The sequence below is a fragment of the Streptomyces sp. NPDC052773 genome (assembly GCF_044547145.1).
Taxonomy (GTDB): Bacteria; Actinomycetota; Actinomycetes; order Streptomycetales; family Streptomycetaceae; genus Streptomyces.
On sequence record NZ_JBITZX010000004.1, the window covers coordinates 479,753 to 498,428 of the forward strand.

Below are 18,676 nucleotides of genomic sequence, written 5' to 3' on the forward strand. Positions count from 1 at the left end.
GGAAAACCCCCTGACAGGAACGCCGCACCGACGACGGTGCCCCTAACGTGACGACAGTGCCCCGGCCGGGTCCGCACGCCTGACACAACCGCTCTCTCCACGAGGAGGACCCATGCCGTTCAGGGGCAGGTCCGCACCGCGGCGCACCGCCACGCGAGGCACGGCCATGGCCGTGGGAGCCGCCATGGCCGCACTCACCGGCCTCGCCGCCGCTCCCGCGGTCCACGCGGCGCCATCCGCCACCGGCGCCCTGCGGTGGGCACCGTGTGACGGCCCGGCGAAGCCGGGAGCAGAGTGCGCCACTCTTTCGGTGCCGGTCGACTGGGCCCACCCGGACGGGCCGACACTCGACCTGGCCGTGGCCCGCCGCAAGGCCACCGACCCGGGTGCACGCGTCGGCTCGATGGTGTTCGGCCCCGGCGGGCCGGGGGACTCGGGTGTGAAGACGGTCGTGGACCGTATCAGCCGGTTCAGCCCCGAGGTCCGCCGCAGGTTCGACATCGTCAGCTTCGACCCGCGCGGCGTGGGCGACAGCAACCCGGTGACCTGCTCCGGCGACCTGCTTGCCGAGCGGCCGTCACCGGACCTGAAGAGCCAGGCGGACTTCGACGCCACCATGGCGTACAACAAGCGGCTCCGCGCCGACTGCCGGGCCCGTACCGGCCCCGTGTTCGACCACCTCGACACCGCCCAGACGGTCCGGGACCTGGAGACCCTCAGGGCCTCCCTCGGCGAGCGGAAACTGACCTTCCACGGCAGCTCGTACGGCACGCTGCTCGGCGCCCAGTACGCCGAGACCTACCCGCGCCGCGTGCGCGCGATGGTGCTGGAGAGCGTCATGGACCACAGCGTCCCGACCACCCGTGACTTCCTGCGGTCCGAGGCGGCCGCGGCACAGGACTCGTTCCAGGAGTTCGTGAAGTGGTGCGACGGTGCCCCGGACTGCGCGCTGCACGGCCGCGACGTCCGCGACGTCTGGCAGGGCTTGCTGGCCCAGGCCGGGCGCGGCGAGCTGGAGGACCCGGCGAAGCCGGGCACCTCGCTGTCGCCCTCGGATCTGGTCAACAAGATCGCGTTCCGGAAGTTCTACGGTGCCGACTACGCGGGCCTGGCCACGGCGATCGCGGGTATGGACGCGAGCAAGCCACTGCCCGCGTCGCCTACCTCGACAGCGCCGCTGCCCTCTGCCACGCCGGTCTTCTGCTCGGACTGGCACCTGCCCGTGCGCGACTACCGGCAGTACGCCTCGCTCGTCGCCATGATGAACAAGACCGCGCCCGACCTGCCGTACCTCCTGCCGATCCACATGGCAGCGGCGTGCCTGGGTGCGCCGACCGCCAACCCACAGCACCGTCTGGACGCACGCGGTGCGCCGCCGATCCTGGTCTCCAACGCACTGCACGACCCTGCCACCGGCTACCCGTGGGCGGTCTCGGTGGCCCGGCAGCTCGGCCGCAGCGGCGTGCTCCTCACCTACGAGGGCCACGGGCACGGCAGCGTCACCAGCGGCCCGTGCATGGAGGAGACCGTGGACGGCTACCTCACCGACCTGGCAGTTCCACCACGGGGCACCAGGTGCCCCGCTGTGCCGTCCTGAACAGCTTGCGAAAAGGAAGGCCCCGGAGTGTCACGGACTCCGGGGCCTTCCTGCTCCGGGTCGCTTTTTGCAGGCTCTGCAAGTTTGCGTAGTATGCAGAACGTGACAGAGGACAGTGCCCCGCAGGGCGGGCTGCGTGAGCGCAAGAAGCGGGCGACGCGTGCCGCCCTCGTGGAAGCGGCGGTCCGGCTGGCGGCGGAGCACGGGGCGGAGAACGTCACCGTCGAGGCGATCAGCGAGGCGGCGGGGGTGTCTCCCCGCACGTTCTTCAACTACTTCGACTCCCGTGACGACGTCTTCGTGATGATCGGCGCCGACTCGCGCACCCGGATCCAACACGCCGTCCTCGCCGCCCCCGCGGACCTCCCACCGCTCCAGGCACTGCGCGCGGCCATGGCCGCCGAGCTGGCGGAGGTGGAGCACCAGCACGAGCTGTGGCGGCTCCACGCGGAGGTGCTGCGCCGGTCACCGCGGCTCCTGGTGCGCAGCCTCGGTGTGTACGCCTCCGACGAACTCGGGCTGGCCGAGACCCTCGCCGAACGGCTCGGCGGGGGCGCCCCCGCCGAACCGCCCGCCGGACCCCCCGCCGACGACGACAGCCGCAGACTCGCCCTGGACCTGTATCCGCGACTGCTGGCCGCCGTCGGCGTGACCGCCGTCCGGGTCGCCTTCGAGCACTGGTGCGTGCGGCAGGAGGAACGGCCCTTCGCGGACGTCTTCGAGGAGGCGTTCGACCATCTCGCCGCCGGTCTGCGCGCACCGTCCGGGACGACCGGACAGGCCTGACGCCCTCTCATCGGCCGCCGTCCCTTCGGACGGCACCCCACCCCCATATGTCCCCGGGCGCGCCGCGCCGTCGCCGGCGCCTGCCCGGACCTGTCGTGAACGCCCCTGAACCGAGAGAGACCCCCGTGAACGCAACACCGGCGCCTGAGCAGGCGCCTCCCACCGCCATGTCCGACCGGCAGATACTCCAGGCGATGTCCGGGCTGATGGCCGGCATGTTCGTCGCCATCCTGGCGGGCACCGTCGTCTCCAACGCCCTGCCCCGGATCATCGCCGACCTCGGCGCCAGCCAGTCCTCGTACACCTGGGTCGTCACCGCCGAACTGCTGGCCATGACGGCGACCGTGCCGCTGTGGGGCAAGCTGTCCGACCTCTACAACCAGAAGCTGCTGCTCCAGCTCTCCCTGGGCATGTTCGTGGTCGGCTCGCTGCTGGCCGGGTTCTCCCACGAGGTGGGTCTGCTCATCTTCAGCCGCGTCGCGCAGGGCATCGGCGCGGGCGGTCTCACCGCGCTCGCGCAGGTCGTCATGGCGGCCATCATCCCGCCGCGCCGACTGGGCAAGTACTCCGGCATCTTCGGCGCCGTCTTCGCCGTGGGCACCGTCGCCGGGCCGCTCATCGGCGGCGTCCTCGTGGACACCTCGTGGCTCGGCTGGCGCTGGTGCTTCTTCATCGGCGTCCCGTTCGCGCTGCTGGCCATCGTGCTGCTCCAGCGCACCCTGAAGCTGCCGGCCATCCGCCGCCGCGACGTGAAGATCGACTACCTGGGCGCCTTCCTGATCGTCTCGGGCATCTGCGCGCTGCTCATCTGGGTCTCGCTGGCCGGCAACCGGTTCGCCTGGGCCTCCTGGCAGACCGCCGCCCTGACCGGCGCGGGTGTCGTCCTGCTCGCGATCGCCGTGTACGTCGAGTCACGCGCCGCCGAACCGATCATCCCGCTGGGCATCTTCCGCAACCGCACGGTCACCCTCACCACCGTCGCCAGCCTCCTCGTCGGCGTGGCCATGTTCGGCGGCACCGTCTTCCTCTCCCAGTACTTCCAGGTCTCCCTGGGCAAGTCCGCGACCATCGCGGGCCTGATGAGCCTGCCCATGGTGCTGGGCCTGCTGGTGTCCTCCACCATCGCCGGGCAGATCATCAGCGCCACCGGCAGGTGGAAGGTGTACCTCGTCGCGGGCGCCGCCGTGATGACCGCCGGCCTCGCCCTGCTCTCGACGATCGGAACCGACACCCACTTCGCCCTGCTCAGCCTCTACATGGCCATCCTCGGCATCGGCGTCGGCATGCTGATGCAGAACTTGGTCCTCGCCGCGCAGAACGACGTGCCCGCCGCCGAACTCGGCGCCGCCACCTCGGTGCTGTCGTTCTTCCGCAGCATGGGCGGCACCATCGGCACCAGCGTGCTCGGCGCGATCCTCGCCAACCGCGTCACCGACGAGATCACCAGGAGCCTCGCTGAGACCGGCACCCCCACCGGCACCGGACAGGCCGCCGGGCACGGCGGCGTCCCGGACATGGCCACCCTGCCGGCGCCGATGCGGGCCATCGTGGAACACGCCTACGGCGTCGCGACCGCAGACCTCTTCCTCGTCGCCACGCCCTTCGCGCTGCTCGCCCTCGTCGCCGTCCTCTTCGTCAAGGAGAAGCCGCTGAAGACCACCAGCGGCATGGAACGGCTCGCGGAGGAGTCCGCCACCACCACGGCCGGCGCGCGGCAGCCCGCCGACCAGGTCGGCTGAGGCCGCAGCGCACCCGCCGCGGGAGCGGGGCGGAGGCCGCCGTCACGGCCGCCGACGCCCCGCTGCGGCCCACGGCACCTCCGGTCGCCGGGACTGGTGATTTACGCGGTCCGGCGTCCCCACCGCGGGACGAGACTGCACGGGCCATGTCGTCGAGCCGCACCCGAGGTGCCGATGTCCGGTTTACTGAGAAGGTATCTGACAAGGAGTCACACACTGCTGCTGTCCGGCGTGCTGCTGCTGTCCGGCGCGCTGCTGTCGGGAGCGCCGCCGCTGTCCGCCGCCGGGGTGGCCGCCGCCGCTCCCGCCCCTGCCGCGGGCGACGGCCCGACGGTCGCGACCCGGTACGGACTCCTGCGGGGCAAGACGGGCGAGACCGCCCACTCCTACCTCGGCATCCCGTACGCCGTGCCACCCGTCGGATCCCTGCGGTGGAAACCGCCGGCCCCGCCCGCCCGCTGGTCCGGCGTCCGCGACGCCACCACCCCGGGAAACCCCTGTATGCAGCAGCCCTCGTCCACGCCCTGGGGGAACCTCGCCGGACCCGGCACCCCCAGCGAGGACTGCCTCTACCTGAACGTGCACACCCCCGCCCAGCCCTCGCCGCGGCAGCGCCCGGTGATGGTGTGGATCCACGGCGGCGGCTTCACCGTCGGCTCCGGCTCGTTCTACGACGGCGGCACCCTCGCCGCCAAGGGTGACGTGATCACCGTCCACCTCAACTACCGGCTCGGCGCGTTCGGTTACCTCGCCCACCCCGGGCTAGCGGCGGAGTCGCCGCGAGGGCTGTCCGGCAACTACGGCCTGCTCGACCAGCAGGCCGCACTGCGCTGGGTGCGCGACAACATCGCGGCGTTCGGCGGCGACCCCGGCAACGTCACCGTCTTCGGCGAGTCCGCGGGCGGCGGCAGCGTCTGCCAGCACCTCGTCTCACCCGCTGCCACCGGCCTGTTCGACCGGGCCATCGCCCAGTCCGGCTGCGGCTTCCCGCTGCCCACCCAGGAGTCGCAGCAGAACAACGGCAAGGCCTGGGCCGACACCATCGGTTGCGCCGACATCGCCTGTCTGCGCGCGAAATCCGCCGCCGAACTGCTCGCCGCCTCGGCCCGCCCCACCGCCCGCTGGGTGCCCAACGTCGACGGTGCGATCCTTCCGTCGCAGGTGACGGACGCGCTGGAGAGCGGACGTCTCCACCGGGTCCCCGTCCTCCAGGGCACCACCGCCGACGAGGGCCGGCTCACCGTCGCGACCACCTACGACCTCGCCGGCCGCACCCTCACCCCCGAGGGCTACCCGGCGGCCGTCCGCGCGCTGTACGGCGGCCGGACGGACACGATCCTTGCCCGCTACCCCCTGTCGGAGCACGGCTCACCCGCCGAGGCGCTGGGCGCGGTCCTCACGGACTCCCAGTTCGCCTGCCTCCAGTCCCGCACCGCCGGCCTCATGGCCGAGCACACCCGGTCCTACCAGTACGAGTTCGCGGACCGGCACTCCATGGACTATCTGAACCTCCCGGTCGGCTTCCCCCTCGGCGCACCCCACGGCTCTGAGATCCGCTACGTCTTCGGCGGCGTCACGGGAACCCCCGCCCAGACCGCCCTGTCCGAGAAGATGCTCGGCTACTGGACCAACTTCGCCAGGACCGGCGTCCCGTACGCCGCGAACGCGCCGCACTGGCCCCAGTACCCGAAGGTCCAGACGCTCGCACCGGAGGGCATCACCGCGGTGGACACCTTCCCGCGGGCCCACCACTGCGACCTGTGGAACGGACCGGCTTCCTGAACGACACCACCCAACCGCACGAACCGCCCCCACCCGCACCGTCTCCGGTGCCGGTGGGGGCGGCTGCGCGCTGTCCCTACCCGGCGTAGGTCTCGTACTCCGCGATCTGCGGTGTGCCGCTCGAGCCGGTGATCTCGAAGGTGATCTTGCTCAGTGTGGTCCGGGGCACGGCGATCACCCCGGCCTTGCTGCCGGTGGCCAGGACTGCCCCCGTATCGGCGTTGACGACCCGCCAGGAGCCGATCCGGCCCGCGGCCGCCGCCGTCTCACGGATGTTGATGGTGGACACCGTGGTGGGAGAGCCCCACTTGACCGAGATCGCACCGGTGGAACCGGCGGGCGACCAGTAGGTGCTCAGGTTGCCGTCCCGCACGTTGCCGTAGCTCGTCCCGTCGGCCTTGCTGGAGCCGTCGGCGCCCGCTCCGATGGAGAGGTTGGTGCCGGTGGGCTGGGTCGGCGTCGGCGCCGGGGTGGTCGGCGTCGGAGTGGGCGTGGTGGGGGTCGGCGTGGGGGTGGTCGGCGTCGGTGCCGGCGTCTGCGGCGTGCAGTTGCCGTCCGACTCCCGCAGCCCCTTGTTGGCGCCCGCCGTCTGGCTCACGACGCCCGGCACGCAGCTCGCGGCGTCGAGGCGGTAGGAGTACGGGATGCCGACGGTGGTGTTGGACTGGGGGTTCGGCCCGGCGGGGTTGTTGTCGGTGCCGGGCTCCGACCACGTCACGTTGTCGAAGATGTTGCCGCTGACCTGCCAGTAGCCGGCCGCGTCGGTGTAGAAGGTGCCCAGGACGTCCTTGGAGTCCTCGAAGTAGTTGTTGTCCACCTTGGCGCGGGCACCGGCCCGGGAGTTGATCCCGGACTCGTTGAGGCTCACGTAGTGGTTGTTGTACATGTGGGCGATGCCACCGCGCAGCAGGGGCGCCCGGGAGTCGATGTTCTCGTACTTGTTGTGGTGGAACGTGACGTACCCGTTCGAGACGTCGCTCTCGCTGGAGCCGATGAGCCCGCCGCGCCCGGAGTTGCGCAGGACGCTGTAGGACAGGGTCACGTACTGGGTGTTGTCCTTCATGTCGAAGAGGCCGTCGTAGCCCTCCGACTCCCCGCCCGACGCCTCCAGGGTGACGTGGTCCACCCACACGTTGCGGACGTTGCTCTCCATGCCGATGGCGTCACCGCCGTTGGACGTCGGCGAGCCGGACTTCTTGACGTTCCGGACGGTCACGTTCTGGATGATGATGTTCTTCGACTCGCGGATGTGGATGCCCAGTTGATCGAAGACCGCACCACTGCCGACCCCGACGATCGTGACGTTGCTGATCTGCTTGAGCTCGATCACCCCGTCCGCGGTGCTGCAACTGGCCCCCGACACCTTGCTGGTGTTGCCGTGGTTGATGGTCCCCTCCACCTCGATGGTGATCGGGGTGCTGCTGCTGGCCCGTCCGCACAGGGCCTGGTGGATCGCGGTGCCCGTCGTGGCCCGCACGGTCTGCCCGCCCGCGCCGCCGGTGGTGCCGCCGTTCTGCGTCGCGAAACCCGTCGCGCTGCCGGTCGCCGCCGCCGACGCCCCCGGCGCCGACAGAACCGCACCGGTCGCGGCCGCGAGGGCCATCGTGCCCAGCGCCGCGTAGAGTCGCAGGGCCGCTGGTCGTCTCATGGTCGTCTCCCCATTCGTCATGCGTCATCGAGCGCCGGGCGATACCCGGACGCACTGCTGCACTCGCTTCGTCAGCGGCCCCGCACGCCACTGGGGAAAGCGCTTTCTGACGGGGGAGGATAGGGCGCGCCCGGGGCAGTGGCAAGATCTGAGGCGTTTTCAGCAGCGGGAAAAGACCGCGTGCCGAGCCGCGCCGGAAACCGCGTGCGGAGCCGCGCCTGAAGGCGGGTGCGGGAGGCGCGCCTGAAGGCGGGTGCGGGAGGCGCCTGAAAACCGGGTGCGGCGCCGTGCCCCCGCTCGTTACAGTCGCTGTCGTGCAGGTGCGCAGGTCGCGGATACTTCGCCTCTCAAGCGGGTAACGCGGGTTCGAATCCCGTCGCCGGCTCGTGCCGGTGTCGTCCAGTGGCCTAGGACGCCTCAAGTTCTCCGCTGCCGACTTGGATCTCTGCACACTTCAGCGGACGGTCGGCGCGCGCCGCGCCGGGCGCTGGCGGGACGGCGGTGTCACCCGTCCGTGCCGCAGCAGTGTGACGGCGTGTCCCCCGGCGCCGGCCCGGACGTGTCGGTGCGGCAGAAGCAGGACGCGGTGACCGGGACGTCGGCGAGGGCGGTCGCGAAGGTGAGCTGCTGGGCGACGATCGCCGCCTCCGCGGTCCTGCCCTGCCGCAGCAGGCACTCGTGGAAGCCGTGCAGGGACCAGACGTTGCCGGGGTGCTGGCAGGGGCGGGGCAGCGTGTCGTCCAGGCCCAGGTCGGCGCGGTAGACCGCCTCGGCCTCGGCGATCCGACCCCGCTCCAGGAGGAGGGCGCCCAGGGCGTGCCGGGTGGGCTGCATCCAGCCCCACGGCTCGTCGTAGGGGAGACCGTCGTCCAGGGCGACGGACCGCTGCAGCGCGGCGAAGGCCGCGTCGAAGTCGCCCTTGCGGTAAGCGAGTTCGCCGTCGAGCATCGCGGAGGCGACGGCCAGGATGTCGGCGCAGGTGTTGTTGAACAGCGTCCGCGTCCCGGGAACCCGGTCGACCGCCGCGCGGAACAGCTCCCGCTCGGCCTCCGCCTCGGTGACCCGGCCGGTCGCGGCGAGGGCGACGCCCCGGGCGTAGTGCAGCATCGCCGTGGTGACGCTGTACAGCTCGCGGTCCTCGGGCAGCGGGAGCGCGAGGATGTCGGCCCAGCGGCCGAACCGGATCAGCACGTGCACGCGCATGGCGAGGAAGCCCTCCAGCCAGTCCGCCATGGGCGGGCTCTGCACCCGCAGCAGTTCCTCCGGGATGGACGCCTCCAGTCGTGCCGCCGCCTCCAGGGCGACCTCGGACTGGCCGAGGAACATCGCGCCGTAGATCTTGAAGTGGTGGTTGTGCGAGCGGTACAGCGTATAGAAGTTCATCGCCCCGGCCCGCGCGTGGAACTTCTCGTCCGCCGCGATCGCCGCGCTGTTGTCCGCGACGACCCGCCGGTAGTCCCCGCACAGCACTTCGAGGTGTGAGGGCATGTGCAGGAGGTGACCGGCGTCCGGGACCAGACCGCGCAGCCGGTCGGCGGCCGGCAGCGCCGTCTCGGGCGTCGGGGACATCTCCATCAGATGGACGTACAGATGGAGGACACCCGGATGGTCGCGTCCACCCGGCGTGCCGAGCGCCCGTTCGAGGACCGCCCGGGCCTCCCGCGTGCGGGCGCCCTCGGCGGGCTCTCCGGTGCGCACGTCCCACAGCTGCCACGGCGTCAGGTTCATCAGCGCGTCGGCGTACAGGGTGGCGACGTCCAGGTCGTCGGGGGCGAGGTCGTAGACGGCGCGCATGCTGTCGGCGTACGGCGCGTTCCACACGGAGCAGTCCTCGGCGGGCCGCTCCTGCGGGTAGCGGGCGCGCAGCGCGCCGATCAGCGCCCGCTCGACGGGCGTGGCACCGCCGGCGGCCCGCTCGTGCGCCCGCTCCACGGCGGCATGGGTGCGCTCGACGGTCCGCGTGAGCTCCCGCTCGTCGAAGAACTCCCACGGCTTGTTGTAGTTGGGGCCGAGGGCGTAGGCGATGCCCCAGTACGCCATGGCACACCCGGGATCGGCCGCCGCGGCGGCCTCGAAGCAGCGGACGGCCTCCTCGTGGTGGAAGGCGTACGTCCACACCAGGCCGCGGTCGAACCAGAGCTGCGCCTGGGCGGACGTGGTCGTCACCGGACGGGTGTGGGTGCCGAGATCGTAGTAGTCCATGGGTGCCTGCCTCCCGAACCGTACGGCCGCCGCCCGGCCGTACGGACCCGCCGGTGCGTCGCGCCCCAGGCACTCAGCGTAGGGGCGATCTCACGCCCGGCGACAGTACGCCGACGCGCGCACACCCTCCTCCCGGCGGTCCGTGACCAGGAGCATGCGAGCAGAGCGCATCTGACATTCCTTCCGCCGACGGCCGAGCAGCTGGCACTCAGTCAGCTGACCAACCCGGCCTCGACGTGCTCAACCGTCGGCCAGTCGGGACCAGGACTCCTCCAAGGACTCCTACGCTGACAAGGAGTCCTACGGGGAGAAGGACTCCTGGGGCAGCGGTCACGACAAGCCCCGCGGCGGCATGCACACCGGCGGCGGCGCCCTGTCCGCCCCGACGGTGACCGCGGGTGGCCTGGGCGTCCTGGCCGCCGCCGGTCTCGGTCTGTACGCGGCGCGCCGGAAGAGGTCGGTGGAAGGCGCGGTCTGAGCGCGGTCCGACCCATGCCGGACGCGAGCGCGGTCCGACCCATGCCGGACGCGACAGCCGCCGCGCCCGCCACGCGCGCGCCGCGTGGCGGCCCGCCGACTCTCCCGTGGCGTCGCTCGCCCGGCCGCCCGGCCGGCATCCTCGGGTGCGGGCGTACGCCGCTCACCGCAGCGCTGCCGCGACCAGCCTGCGCACCTCCTCCTCCCCGACGCGTCCACCGTTGACCAACCGGTCGAAGACCAGCCCGTCGACGCACGTCAGCAAGGTGTCGGTGCGTTCCTCGGCGTCGCCGACGCCCTGACCGGCGAGGAAGGCGCGTACGGCCTCACGTGCCGTGTTCTCGCGCGGCACGAGGATCTCCCGCAGCTCGGGATGGCGCACGCTCTCGATGGCGCACGCGTAGCGGGCCAGGGAGCGCCGCCGGCCGTCGCCGGTGAGGCGCTGCTCGGTGAAGGCGGTGATACGGGCCGCCAGTTCCCCGGCGTCGCGCGGCACCGGCAGGGCGCGCCCGGCCTCCTCCAGTTCGGCCTGGTCGACCTCGACCAGACGCCGGACCAGCGCGGTCAGCAGCGCCTGACGGGTGCGGTAGTAGGCGGACGTGGTGCCGGACGGCAGGTTCGCCGCCCGGTCCACGGCGCGGTGGGTCAGTCCCCGTATCCCCGTCTCGGCGAGCACGGTGATGGCGGCGTCGGCGAGAAGCGTGCGTCGTTCGGTGGCCACCCCCCATTTCTACACCTGTAGAGGGCATCGAGTACGCTCCTTCTACATCTGTAGAAGCACAGGGGAGTGGACGAAGGGGGCCGGCATGGGTGGCAGCGCGGTGGTGGTCGGGGGCGGCATCGGAGGGCTGGCCGCTGCCCTCGGCCTGCGGCTGATCGGCTGGGAGGTCACGGTGGTCGAACGCGCCGCCGCCCTCGCCGACGCCGGGGCCGGCATCTCCCTGCACGCGAACGGGCTGCGCGCCCTGGACACCCTCGGGGTCGGCGCGGCGGTGCGCGCGGCGGCCCGCCCGCAGTACACCGGAGGCACCCGCACCCCGAAGGGCCGCCTGCTGACCCGGATGGACGGCGCGGCCCTCGAACGCGCCCTCGGCACCCCCATCGTCGGCATCCCACGATCCGTCCTGCACCGTCTGCTGCGCGAGGCGCTGCCGCCCGGATGCCTGCACATCGGAGCCGAGGCCACGTCCGTCGACCGCACCGTCCCCGACCGGCCCCGGGTGTCCGTGCAGGGCCGGGTGCTGGAGGCGGACCTGGTCGTGGCGGCCGACGGCGTCAACAGCCGCCTGCGCGCCCGGCTCTTCCCCCACCACCCCGGCCCCGCCTACAGCGGTTCGACGGTCCTGCGCGCCATCACCGAGCACCCCGTCGACCTGGCGGACGACTTCCAGATCACCTGGGGCAGGGGCGCCGAATTCGGCCACATCACCTTCGCCGACGGCCGGGCGGAATGGCACGCCGTCCTCAACGCACCCCCCGGCGTACGGCACACCGACCCGCTGGACGCCATGCGCCGCCGCTTCGCTGACTGGCACGACCCGATCCCCGCGCTGCTCGACGCGACCCGCCCCGAGGCCGTCCTGCACCACGACATCCACGAACTGACCACGCCGTTGCCCACCTTCACCGCCGGGCACGTCGCACTCCTCGGCGACGCCGCCCACGCCATGACGCCGAACCTCGGCCAGGGCGCGTGCCAGGCGCTGGAGGACGCCGCCACACTCGCCGCCGCCCTCGCCGCCGGACCCACCGTCGGATCGGCCCTGGCCCGCTACGACGCCGAACGCCGCCCCCGCAGCCAGGCCGTGGCACGCGCCGCACGCCAGGCCGGCCGCATGGGCCAGCGACTGGCCCACCCCGCGGCCGTCGCCCTCCGCGACACCGCCCTGCGCGTCACCCCGTCCCGGGCCATGATCCGGGCCATCCTGCGGCACGCCGACTGGACCCCGCCGGCGCTCGGCCTTGACCATCGAACGCCTTAACCGGTCGGCCCCGCCCGTGATGTGATCGGACCGCGCCCGCTGCCCGCACCCGGCGGGGGAGCGGGGAGAACGCGAGGCAGCAGAGCGAAGTCCGCAGCGCCCGCGCGCCGTCGCCACCTCCTGCATGAACGCCCGGTCTGGGAGGCCGCCGTGCCCCTCGCCCCGCTGCGGGCAGCGCCCTCGCCCACGCTCGTCGTCTGCGGCACCCGGCAGGACGCCCCGGAGCCGTACCGCACCTACGCGGGCGAGCCGCTGACCGCCTGCGCCGAAGCCGTGGCCGAAGCGGTCGACGGGCAACTGCTGCGCGTCCCCGGCCACTACCCGCACACCCGGCAACCGGCCACCGTCAACGCGGCCCTGCGCCGGCTGTGGTCCTGGCCCGCGTCCCCGTCACCCGGGCGTCGGTCGTGCCGCCCCCCACCGGAATCCGCTTGTCCGCCCTTCCGGCACCCCACTACCGTGCCGACGGTGGATCTCTTCTCACGCTCGTGGAACGCGCTGCGCACCGCCGTCGCGGAACTCCCCGACGAGGACTTCTCCCAGCCCTCCGGCTGTACCGGCTGGCTCGTACGGGATCTGGTCTGCCATCTGGTCATCGACGCGCAGGACGTCCTGATCACCCTGGTCACCCCCGCCGACACGGAACCGACCCGCGACGCGGTGACCTACTGGGAGGTCGCCGGGACACCGCCCACCGGTGACGACCCGCTCGACGCGCTGACCGTCCGGCTGGCCGCCGCGTACCAGGAGCCGTGGCTGCTGAAGTTCCACCTCGACGACGTCGGCTCCGCCGCCGGCCGTGCCGCCGAACTCGCCGACCCCACCCTCCGGGTCGCCACCCGCGACCAGGTGCTCACGGCAGGCGACTACCTCTCGGCATACGTCCTGGAGTGGACCCTGCACCACCTCGACCTCACCGCACACCTCCCGCACGTGGCCGGACCGCCCGCGGACGGGCTCGCCCGGTCACGCCGGATGCTGGAGAGGATCGCCGGGGCCGCGTTCCCCGCCTCGTTCTCCGACCGGGACGCGCTCCTGGTGGGCACCGGCCGCCGCACCCCGACCGCCGCGCAGAGGACCGAACTGGGCGACCTGGCCGCGAAACTCCCGCTCGTCCTCGGCTGAGGGCGCACGGCAGGGAGGGCACGTGCGGGCGGGTCCAGGTTTTACCCGACGGTCGACCAACGGCGCACCGTCGTGCCGTAGCGTCACACGCATCCCTCGACGACGATCGCGGACGTCCCCGGCGCCTCACTCGGCGCCCGCCGGGACGGCCCGCCAGGAGGCATGCCATGAAGACCGACATACGCACCGCGGCGGCCGGACTGCCGGACGCCTGGAGCTCGTCGCTGCTCGGACGGATCGGACCCACGGCGGTGAAAGTCCTGCGGATGGACGGACGCCCCCTGGAACCGGAGTCCCATGACACGGCTGAGGCGCTGCTGGTACTGGACGGCACCCTGCGCCTGCTCGCCGGCGGCACCGAACTCGACGTCCACGCGGGGGAGATGTACGTCGCCGAGGCGTGCGTGGAGCACGCCGTACGCCCCGGCAGCCGAGGCACGCTCGTCATCGTCGAGCACCTGGCACCCCACCGCCCACCGCGCGGAAACGGCCTCGCCGGAGGCTGACCCCGGGCTGCGGCGTTCGCAGGTGGCCAACCTGGCTCAGTCGCGGGACCGGGGCCGACGGGGCAGGCGCAGGTCCTCCCACAGGGTGCGTGTCGCGGACCCGGGGTCGTCGTGCACGGCCGGCTCACCCGCGCCGAGGCGCAGGACGGACCGCCGCGTGCCGTACGCGGGCCAGGGCGGCAGCGCCTTCCCGAAGCCGGGGCGGCCGGTGCGGGCGAAGGAGATCCACGCTTCCCGCATCCGGTCGGACAGGTCCCGTGGGGCGTCCGGGCCGAGGAGCGGGTCGGAGAGGGTGCCGAAGACGAAGCCGACATCCGCCAGGTGGCAGGCGCCGAGAGCGCCGTCCACCGCGGGCGACGGCCACGCGAACTCGTACACGAAGGTCTCCGCTCCGTGCGCGGCGCGCGCCTCGGCCACCCGCAGGGCGGGGATGCGGTAGGCGTGGTCGGTCATGGCGGCGGAGAACAGATCGCCGGGAGTGGCGCCGGGGTACGCGGCGGCGTAGACGGCGCGGGCCTCGGCGGGGTCCAGGCCGAGCCCGGCGAGGAGGCCGTGCAGCACCTCGTCCGTGATGCGCGGGGCGATCCCCAGGGGCACGAGGAAGAGCCGGAACTCGTCGGTGGTCGTACCGGTGAGCAGATCGATGTCCCGGCCGGCCCCGCCGGCGATGGCGTCGACCGGCCGCTGGGGGAGTGTCGCCCCGTCGACCACGGGCAGCACGGTGGTGCCGCCGCCCGCCGACTCGCCCCACAGCGTGGGGTCTTCGGCCTGTGCGATCTCCCGGCCGAGGGCGCTGTCGGCGGCGATCAGCCGCTCAGGCGGTACGGCGGCCAGCCCCTCGCGCGTGGGCTCCGCGCCGACGAGTTCGGCGAGCCGTTCCGTGACGCGCCGGGCGATGTCCTCGGGGTGGGTGTGGTGCCCCGCACCGCTCTGGGTGATCGCCCGCCGGAACAGCCCGCGGGCTCCCGGCATGGCCATCAGGGCGGTGATGCCGATGGCACCCGCGGACTGGCCGAAGACGGTGACGTTGTCCGGGTCGCCGCCGAACCCGGCGATGTTGTCCCGGACCCACTCCAGCGCCGCGATCTGATCCAGCAGCCCGAGGTTGGCCGTACCGTCGGGCAGCAGCAGGAAACCCTCCGCGCCGAGCCGGTAGTTGAGGGTGACGCACACGACGCCGTCGGCGGCCAGCCGCGCACCGTCGTAGGCGGGCAGCGAGCCGGCACCGTTGCGGAACGCGCCGCCGTGGATCCACACCATCACCGGCAGCCGCCCTCCGGTACGGCCCGGCGCGGGCGTCCACACATTGAGGTTCAGACAGTCCTCACCCTGCTCCTTCGCGTCCCCGAGCAGAGCGGCCATCGCGGGAAGGTAACCGGGCTGGGGCGCGGCCGGGCCGTACGCGAACGCGTCCCGCACCCCCGACCACGGCTCCGGCGGCTGCGGTGGCCGCAGCCGCCGCGGTCCGAACGGCGGCGCCGCGTAAGGGATACCGGCGAACACCGTGACCTCGCCCGTTCGACGCCCGCGGACCGGGCCTGCTGTGGTGGGCACGGTGACATGCATGGATGAGCCTCACAACGCTTGTCGATCTCGTGGATCCCAGGGATCCCGTCGATCTTGTCGATCTTGTGGGGTCATCCTCACCAGGGCCGAAGACGAGCGGCAACTCCTTTTGCCCGCCGCCGGGACGGGTGTGCCGGGCGCCCATCCCGCCCCGTTCATTCACTCTGATCGGTGACCGCCTGAGCCTCGGTTTCCCGTCCGGCGGTGTCGGGTGCCGTGTAGAAGACGGAGTTGCCCTGCTTGGTGCGCTGCGCCTGGCCCTTGGCGACGAGGCTTTCGAGAGTGGTGCGTACGACCGTCGTCTTGATGTCACGGTCGGGGTGGACCTGACCGAGCGCGGAGGCGACCTCCGCGGCCGAGCGCGGCTCGCTGACCTCGCCGAGGTGGCCGCGCACGAGGTCGACCAGAGTGGGCTGGTCCGCCGTCTTGGTGGCGGTGGCCGAGGACTTGCGGGCGGTCTCGTCGCCCGACTTGCCCTTGCCGGGCGTGGCCGCGGCCGTGGCCGTGGTCTTCTTCGCCCGCGGCTGCTTCGCCTTGCCGGACGCGGCGGCCTTCTTGGTGGTGGCGGGCGCCTTCTTGGTGGTCGCCGTCGCCTTCTTGGCGGAGGAGGCGGTCTTCTTGCGGGGAGCGGGCACCACGGGCGCCTCGGCCGCCGGTGCCGTCTCGGCGAGTGCGGCCGAAAGACCGAGCGCCTGCCGCATGTTCGTCAGGACGGCGTGGTCGCGCTGCAGCCCGGCCAACTGCTCTTGCAGCGCCTCGATTTCGGCGCTCACGCGTTCTTGCTCTTTGACGTTGCGCTCGAGGTCGGTGGTCACCTGGGCGGCGTACTGCGATGCCAGGTTGCTGGACACGGTGGTGTTCTCGGTCATGACGTTCAGCCTTTCCTCGGACCGGTCGACGGCCGTAAAGCTGCCGTGCAGCGTGAGATAGCGATAGTACGGCTGACACGGAGCCGCGTCGGCGCAACAGCCGACGCGTACACGAGGGGACTGACCACCGGAGGGACTGACGGCACGAGGGCAGTGACTCAGTCCGACGGCGCCGAGCACTTCCGCAGAAGGGAGTCGAACGCGTCGCCGACGGACTCGGCGGCGAACGACTGCACGACGGTGACGCGGTCCGGCGCGGTGATGACGTACCGCCGTGCGAGACAGGAGAGACCGCCCCAGCTCTCCCGGTCATGGGCGCGCATCAGAACCCGGCCGCACCTCGTGCAGACGATCCACGGCACGAGCACGAGATCGGCCAGTGCGGGCTCGCCGCGGACCGGCGCACCGTCGACGGTGGAGCCATCGAGGGTGGCGCCATCGAGGGTGGCGCCATCGAGGGTGGAGCCGTCGTCCTCGAGCAGCTTCACTGCGGTGGCCTCGCCGTCCGTGCGACAGCGAAGGATTCCGGGGGTGAGTGCCTCCCGCTCGCCCCAGTCCTCCGCGAGCACGGAGAGCCGGGCGCGGACCGTCTCGCTGATCGCCCTGCGATGGGTGAGGATGCCGGAGACGAGCAGGCCGAGCGCCGCCTCCTGCTCCCCGATGGACCGGCACTCCCCGACCTCCTCGGCCTCGGCCTCCGGCAGCAGGGCGGCGAGCCGGTTCCAGACGTCGTCGTCAGTCATGTGCCGCCTCACCATGAGCCTCGCGGACCAGCGTCTCCATCACCGGGCGCGGCAGCGACGGGTTGGCCGCCGCCGCTTCGCTCACCGCCTCGTCCGCGTGGTTCAGCAACTCGACGACGAGGTGCGGGGGCAGGGCGGGGTGACCGGCGGCGACGGGCCTGGCCCGGTCGTCCGCCAGGCAGGCGGCGAGTGCCGTGGCCGTCGCACGCGGGTGCCGGGCGATCGCCCGGAGCGCCTTCTTCGCCGGGGGCCGCTGCCGGGACAGCTCTTCGAGCAGGGAGGGGGAGGCGTCGGGATTGGCCGCGACCATGGCGGCGACCTGAACGCCGTACCGGTCCACCATGGCGCGCAGTCTCGCCTCGGACAGACCCGGGTGGGAGGCGACGGACTTGACGACCTTCGCGTCGGGGTCGGCGGCGAGCGCGTCGCGTATCCCGTCCGGCAGATCCCGGCGGGCCGCCAGGAACATGCGCACCGTCGGGTGCGGTGACGCGGCCAGTTCCACGACCTCCGCGGCGGTGGCGGCTTCGATGCGGGGGAGCAGCGTCGGCCCGATCCGCGTGGCACCGGCCAGCCGGGTCAGCACGTCGAGCGGCACCTGCGGGTGGTGCGCCAGACTGCGCCGCACCTCGGGGTCCCGGTCCGAGGCCAGCATCCGTATCAGGGCCTCGTCGGTCGCCGGGTTCTCCGCCAGGGCTGCGCGCACACCCGGCACGGGGTCGTCGGCGAGGCGCCGGGCCACGTGCGGGGGCAGGTCGTGCCGGGCGGCGAGTTCGGTGCGCAGCAGCGATGAGGGGTCGTCTGCGAAACGTACGACGGCCTCGGTCGGGGTGGCCGGATTGCGCAGCGCCAGTTGCCGTGTCTCGTGCACGGTGGACCGGTGGGAGCCGTCGCACGCGGCGCCCGCGCGGAGGTCGCAGTCGGGTCTCGGGCAGTGGGGGTCGTGCACGAACGGTGGCACTTCACGGTCGCACACCGGACACCGCCGGGCGGGGGCGAGCCCTTCGCCGCCGATCAGCAGGGACAGTACGGCCGGCGGGGTCGCCTCGTTGGCCGCCACCGCGCGGCGCACCTCGGCGTGAGGATGCTCCGCGAGCCGCGTGGCGGCCTCCGGGGTGGTCCACAGCGCCAGCTCCGCGACGACCCGGACGTCCGGGTCGGCGGCGAGCCTCTCCACCACATCCGCCGGAAGTCCCGGGCAGGCGGCCAGCTTCTCCCGGTGCCGGACATCCGGGTCCGCCGCGAGCACCCGCGCCCACTCGGGGCGGCCCGCGCCCTCGTCGAGGAGTGCGAGAGCCGCCTGGGGCTGGGTCAGCGGGTCGACGTCGGCGTCCGTCAACCGCCCCGCGTACGCGAGCTGTACGGCGACCTCCGGGCCGCCCGCGGCCAGCGCACGTGCCTGCGCGCGGCTGAGGTCCGCACGCTCGGCGAGGGCGGAGGCGAGGTCGGTCGCGAGGTCCCGAGAAGGGTCGGCCGCCAGGCCCGAAGTAAGGCCGGTCGCGAGGTTCGGACGAACGTCGGCGACCGCGATCTCGATCAGCCGGTCGACCAGTTCGGCGGGCAGGGCCGGGTTGGCGGCGAGTCCGTGCAGGACAGGGTTCACGGGCTCATCCTGCCAGCGGCCCTACGAGTCCGGGCGGGCGCCCGCACGCTG

At 72.8% G+C, this 18,676-nt stretch carries 15 protein-coding genes; 8 read left to right on the plus strand and 7 right to left on the minus strand.

Annotation, left to right across the window (positions count from 1 at the left end; genetic code table 11):
- Positions 1-112 precede the first annotated feature (112 nt).
- The 4 genes from ACIG0D_RS12605 (at position 113) to ACIG0D_RS12620 (ending at position 5,904) form a co-directional block, all read left to right on the plus strand.
- Positions 113-1,597, plus strand: coding sequence for an alpha/beta hydrolase (locus ACIG0D_RS12605; RefSeq protein WP_399799142.1), 1,485 nt, complete (start codon positions 113-115; stop codon positions 1,595-1,597).
- Positions 1,598-1,690: 93 nt separating this feature from the next.
- Entirely contained in the window at positions 1,691-2,383 is a 693-nt protein-coding gene (locus ACIG0D_RS12610; RefSeq protein WP_399799144.1) for a TetR family transcriptional regulator, read from the plus strand.
- Positions 2,384-2,550: 167 nt separating this feature from the next.
- Positions 2,551-4,122 (plus strand): DHA2 family efflux MFS transporter permease subunit, encoded by a 1,572-nt coding sequence (locus ACIG0D_RS12615; protein WP_399799147.1) that lies wholly within the window; start codon positions 2,551-2,553, stop codon positions 4,120-4,122.
- A 174-nt stretch (positions 4,123-4,296) separates the two neighbouring features.
- Positions 4,297-5,904: a carboxylesterase/lipase family protein gene (locus ACIG0D_RS12620; protein WP_399799150.1), complete on the plus strand. Its 1,608-nt coding sequence runs from the start codon at positions 4,297-4,299 to the stop codon at positions 5,902-5,904.
- A gap of 76 nt (positions 5,905-5,980) precedes the next feature.
- On the opposite strand, the gene ACIG0D_RS12625 is transcribed toward ACIG0D_RS12620, so the two are convergent.
- Positions 5,981-7,552, minus strand: a complete 1,572-nt coding sequence (locus tag ACIG0D_RS12625) for a polysaccharide lyase family 1 protein (protein WP_399799153.1) — start codon at positions 7,550-7,552, stop codon at positions 5,981-5,983.
- Positions 7,553-8,056: 504 nt separating this feature from the next.
- Entirely contained in the window at positions 8,057-9,754 is a 1,698-nt protein-coding gene (locus tag ACIG0D_RS12630) for a tetratricopeptide repeat protein (RefSeq protein ID WP_399799155.1), read from the minus strand.
- Between the two features lie 352 nt (positions 9,755-10,106).
- Here ACIG0D_RS12630 and ACIG0D_RS12635 point away from each other — a divergent pair, with 352 nt between their 5' ends.
- Positions 10,107-10,232: a hypothetical protein gene (locus ACIG0D_RS12635; protein WP_399799157.1), complete on the plus strand. Its 126-nt coding sequence runs from the start codon at positions 10,107-10,109 to the stop codon at positions 10,230-10,232.
- A gap of 162 nt (positions 10,233-10,394) precedes the next feature.
- On the opposite strand, the gene ACIG0D_RS12640 is transcribed toward ACIG0D_RS12635, so the two are convergent.
- Positions 10,395-10,952: a TetR/AcrR family transcriptional regulator gene (locus ACIG0D_RS12640; protein ID WP_399799160.1), complete on the minus strand. Its 558-nt coding sequence runs from the start codon at positions 10,950-10,952 to the stop codon at positions 10,395-10,397.
- 85 nt (positions 10,953-11,037) lie between these two features.
- On the opposite strand from ACIG0D_RS12640, the gene ACIG0D_RS12645 reads away from it, so the two are divergent.
- The 3 genes from ACIG0D_RS12645 (at position 11,038) to ACIG0D_RS12655 (ending at position 13,844) form a co-directional block, all read left to right on the plus strand.
- The gene (locus ACIG0D_RS12645; protein WP_399799163.1) at positions 11,038-12,213 is read left to right on the plus strand and encodes an FAD-dependent monooxygenase; all 1,176 of its coding nucleotides are present in this window, start codon (positions 11,038-11,040) and stop codon (positions 12,211-12,213) included.
- 468 nt (positions 12,214-12,681) lie between these two features.
- Entirely contained in the window at positions 12,682-13,338 is a 657-nt protein-coding gene (locus ACIG0D_RS12650) for a maleylpyruvate isomerase N-terminal domain-containing protein (RefSeq protein ID WP_399799303.1), read from the plus strand.
- A 167-nt stretch (positions 13,339-13,505) separates the two neighbouring features.
- The gene (locus ACIG0D_RS12655; protein WP_399799166.1) at positions 13,506-13,844 is read left to right on the plus strand and encodes a cupin domain-containing protein; all 339 of its coding nucleotides are present in this window, start codon (positions 13,506-13,508) and stop codon (positions 13,842-13,844) included.
- Between the two features lie 36 nt (positions 13,845-13,880).
- Here ACIG0D_RS12655 and ACIG0D_RS12660 read toward each other — a convergent pair whose 3' ends face one another.
- From ACIG0D_RS12660 to ACIG0D_RS12675, 4 genes are all read right to left on the minus strand, one after another.
- Positions 13,881-15,398: a carboxylesterase/lipase family protein gene (locus tag ACIG0D_RS12660; protein WP_399799168.1), complete on the minus strand. Its 1,518-nt coding sequence runs from the start codon at positions 15,396-15,398 to the stop codon at positions 13,881-13,883.
- Positions 15,399-15,565: 167 nt separating this feature from the next.
- Entirely contained in the window at positions 15,566-16,279 is a 714-nt protein-coding gene (locus tag ACIG0D_RS12665) for a hypothetical protein (RefSeq protein WP_399799170.1), read from the minus strand.
- A 158-nt stretch (positions 16,280-16,437) separates the two neighbouring features.
- Positions 16,438-17,022 carry a hypothetical protein gene (locus tag ACIG0D_RS12670; RefSeq protein WP_399799172.1) on the minus strand — a complete coding sequence of 195 codons (585 nt, stop codon included), beginning with the start codon at positions 17,020-17,022 and terminating at the stop codon, positions 16,438-16,440.
- Positions 17,015-18,625 (minus strand): hypothetical protein, encoded by a 1,611-nt coding sequence (locus tag ACIG0D_RS12675; RefSeq protein ID WP_399799175.1) that lies wholly within the window; start codon positions 18,623-18,625, stop codon positions 17,015-17,017. The genes ACIG0D_RS12670 and ACIG0D_RS12675 overlap by 8 nt, the downstream gene beginning before the upstream one ends.
- Positions 18,626-18,676: the final 51 nt, after the last annotated feature.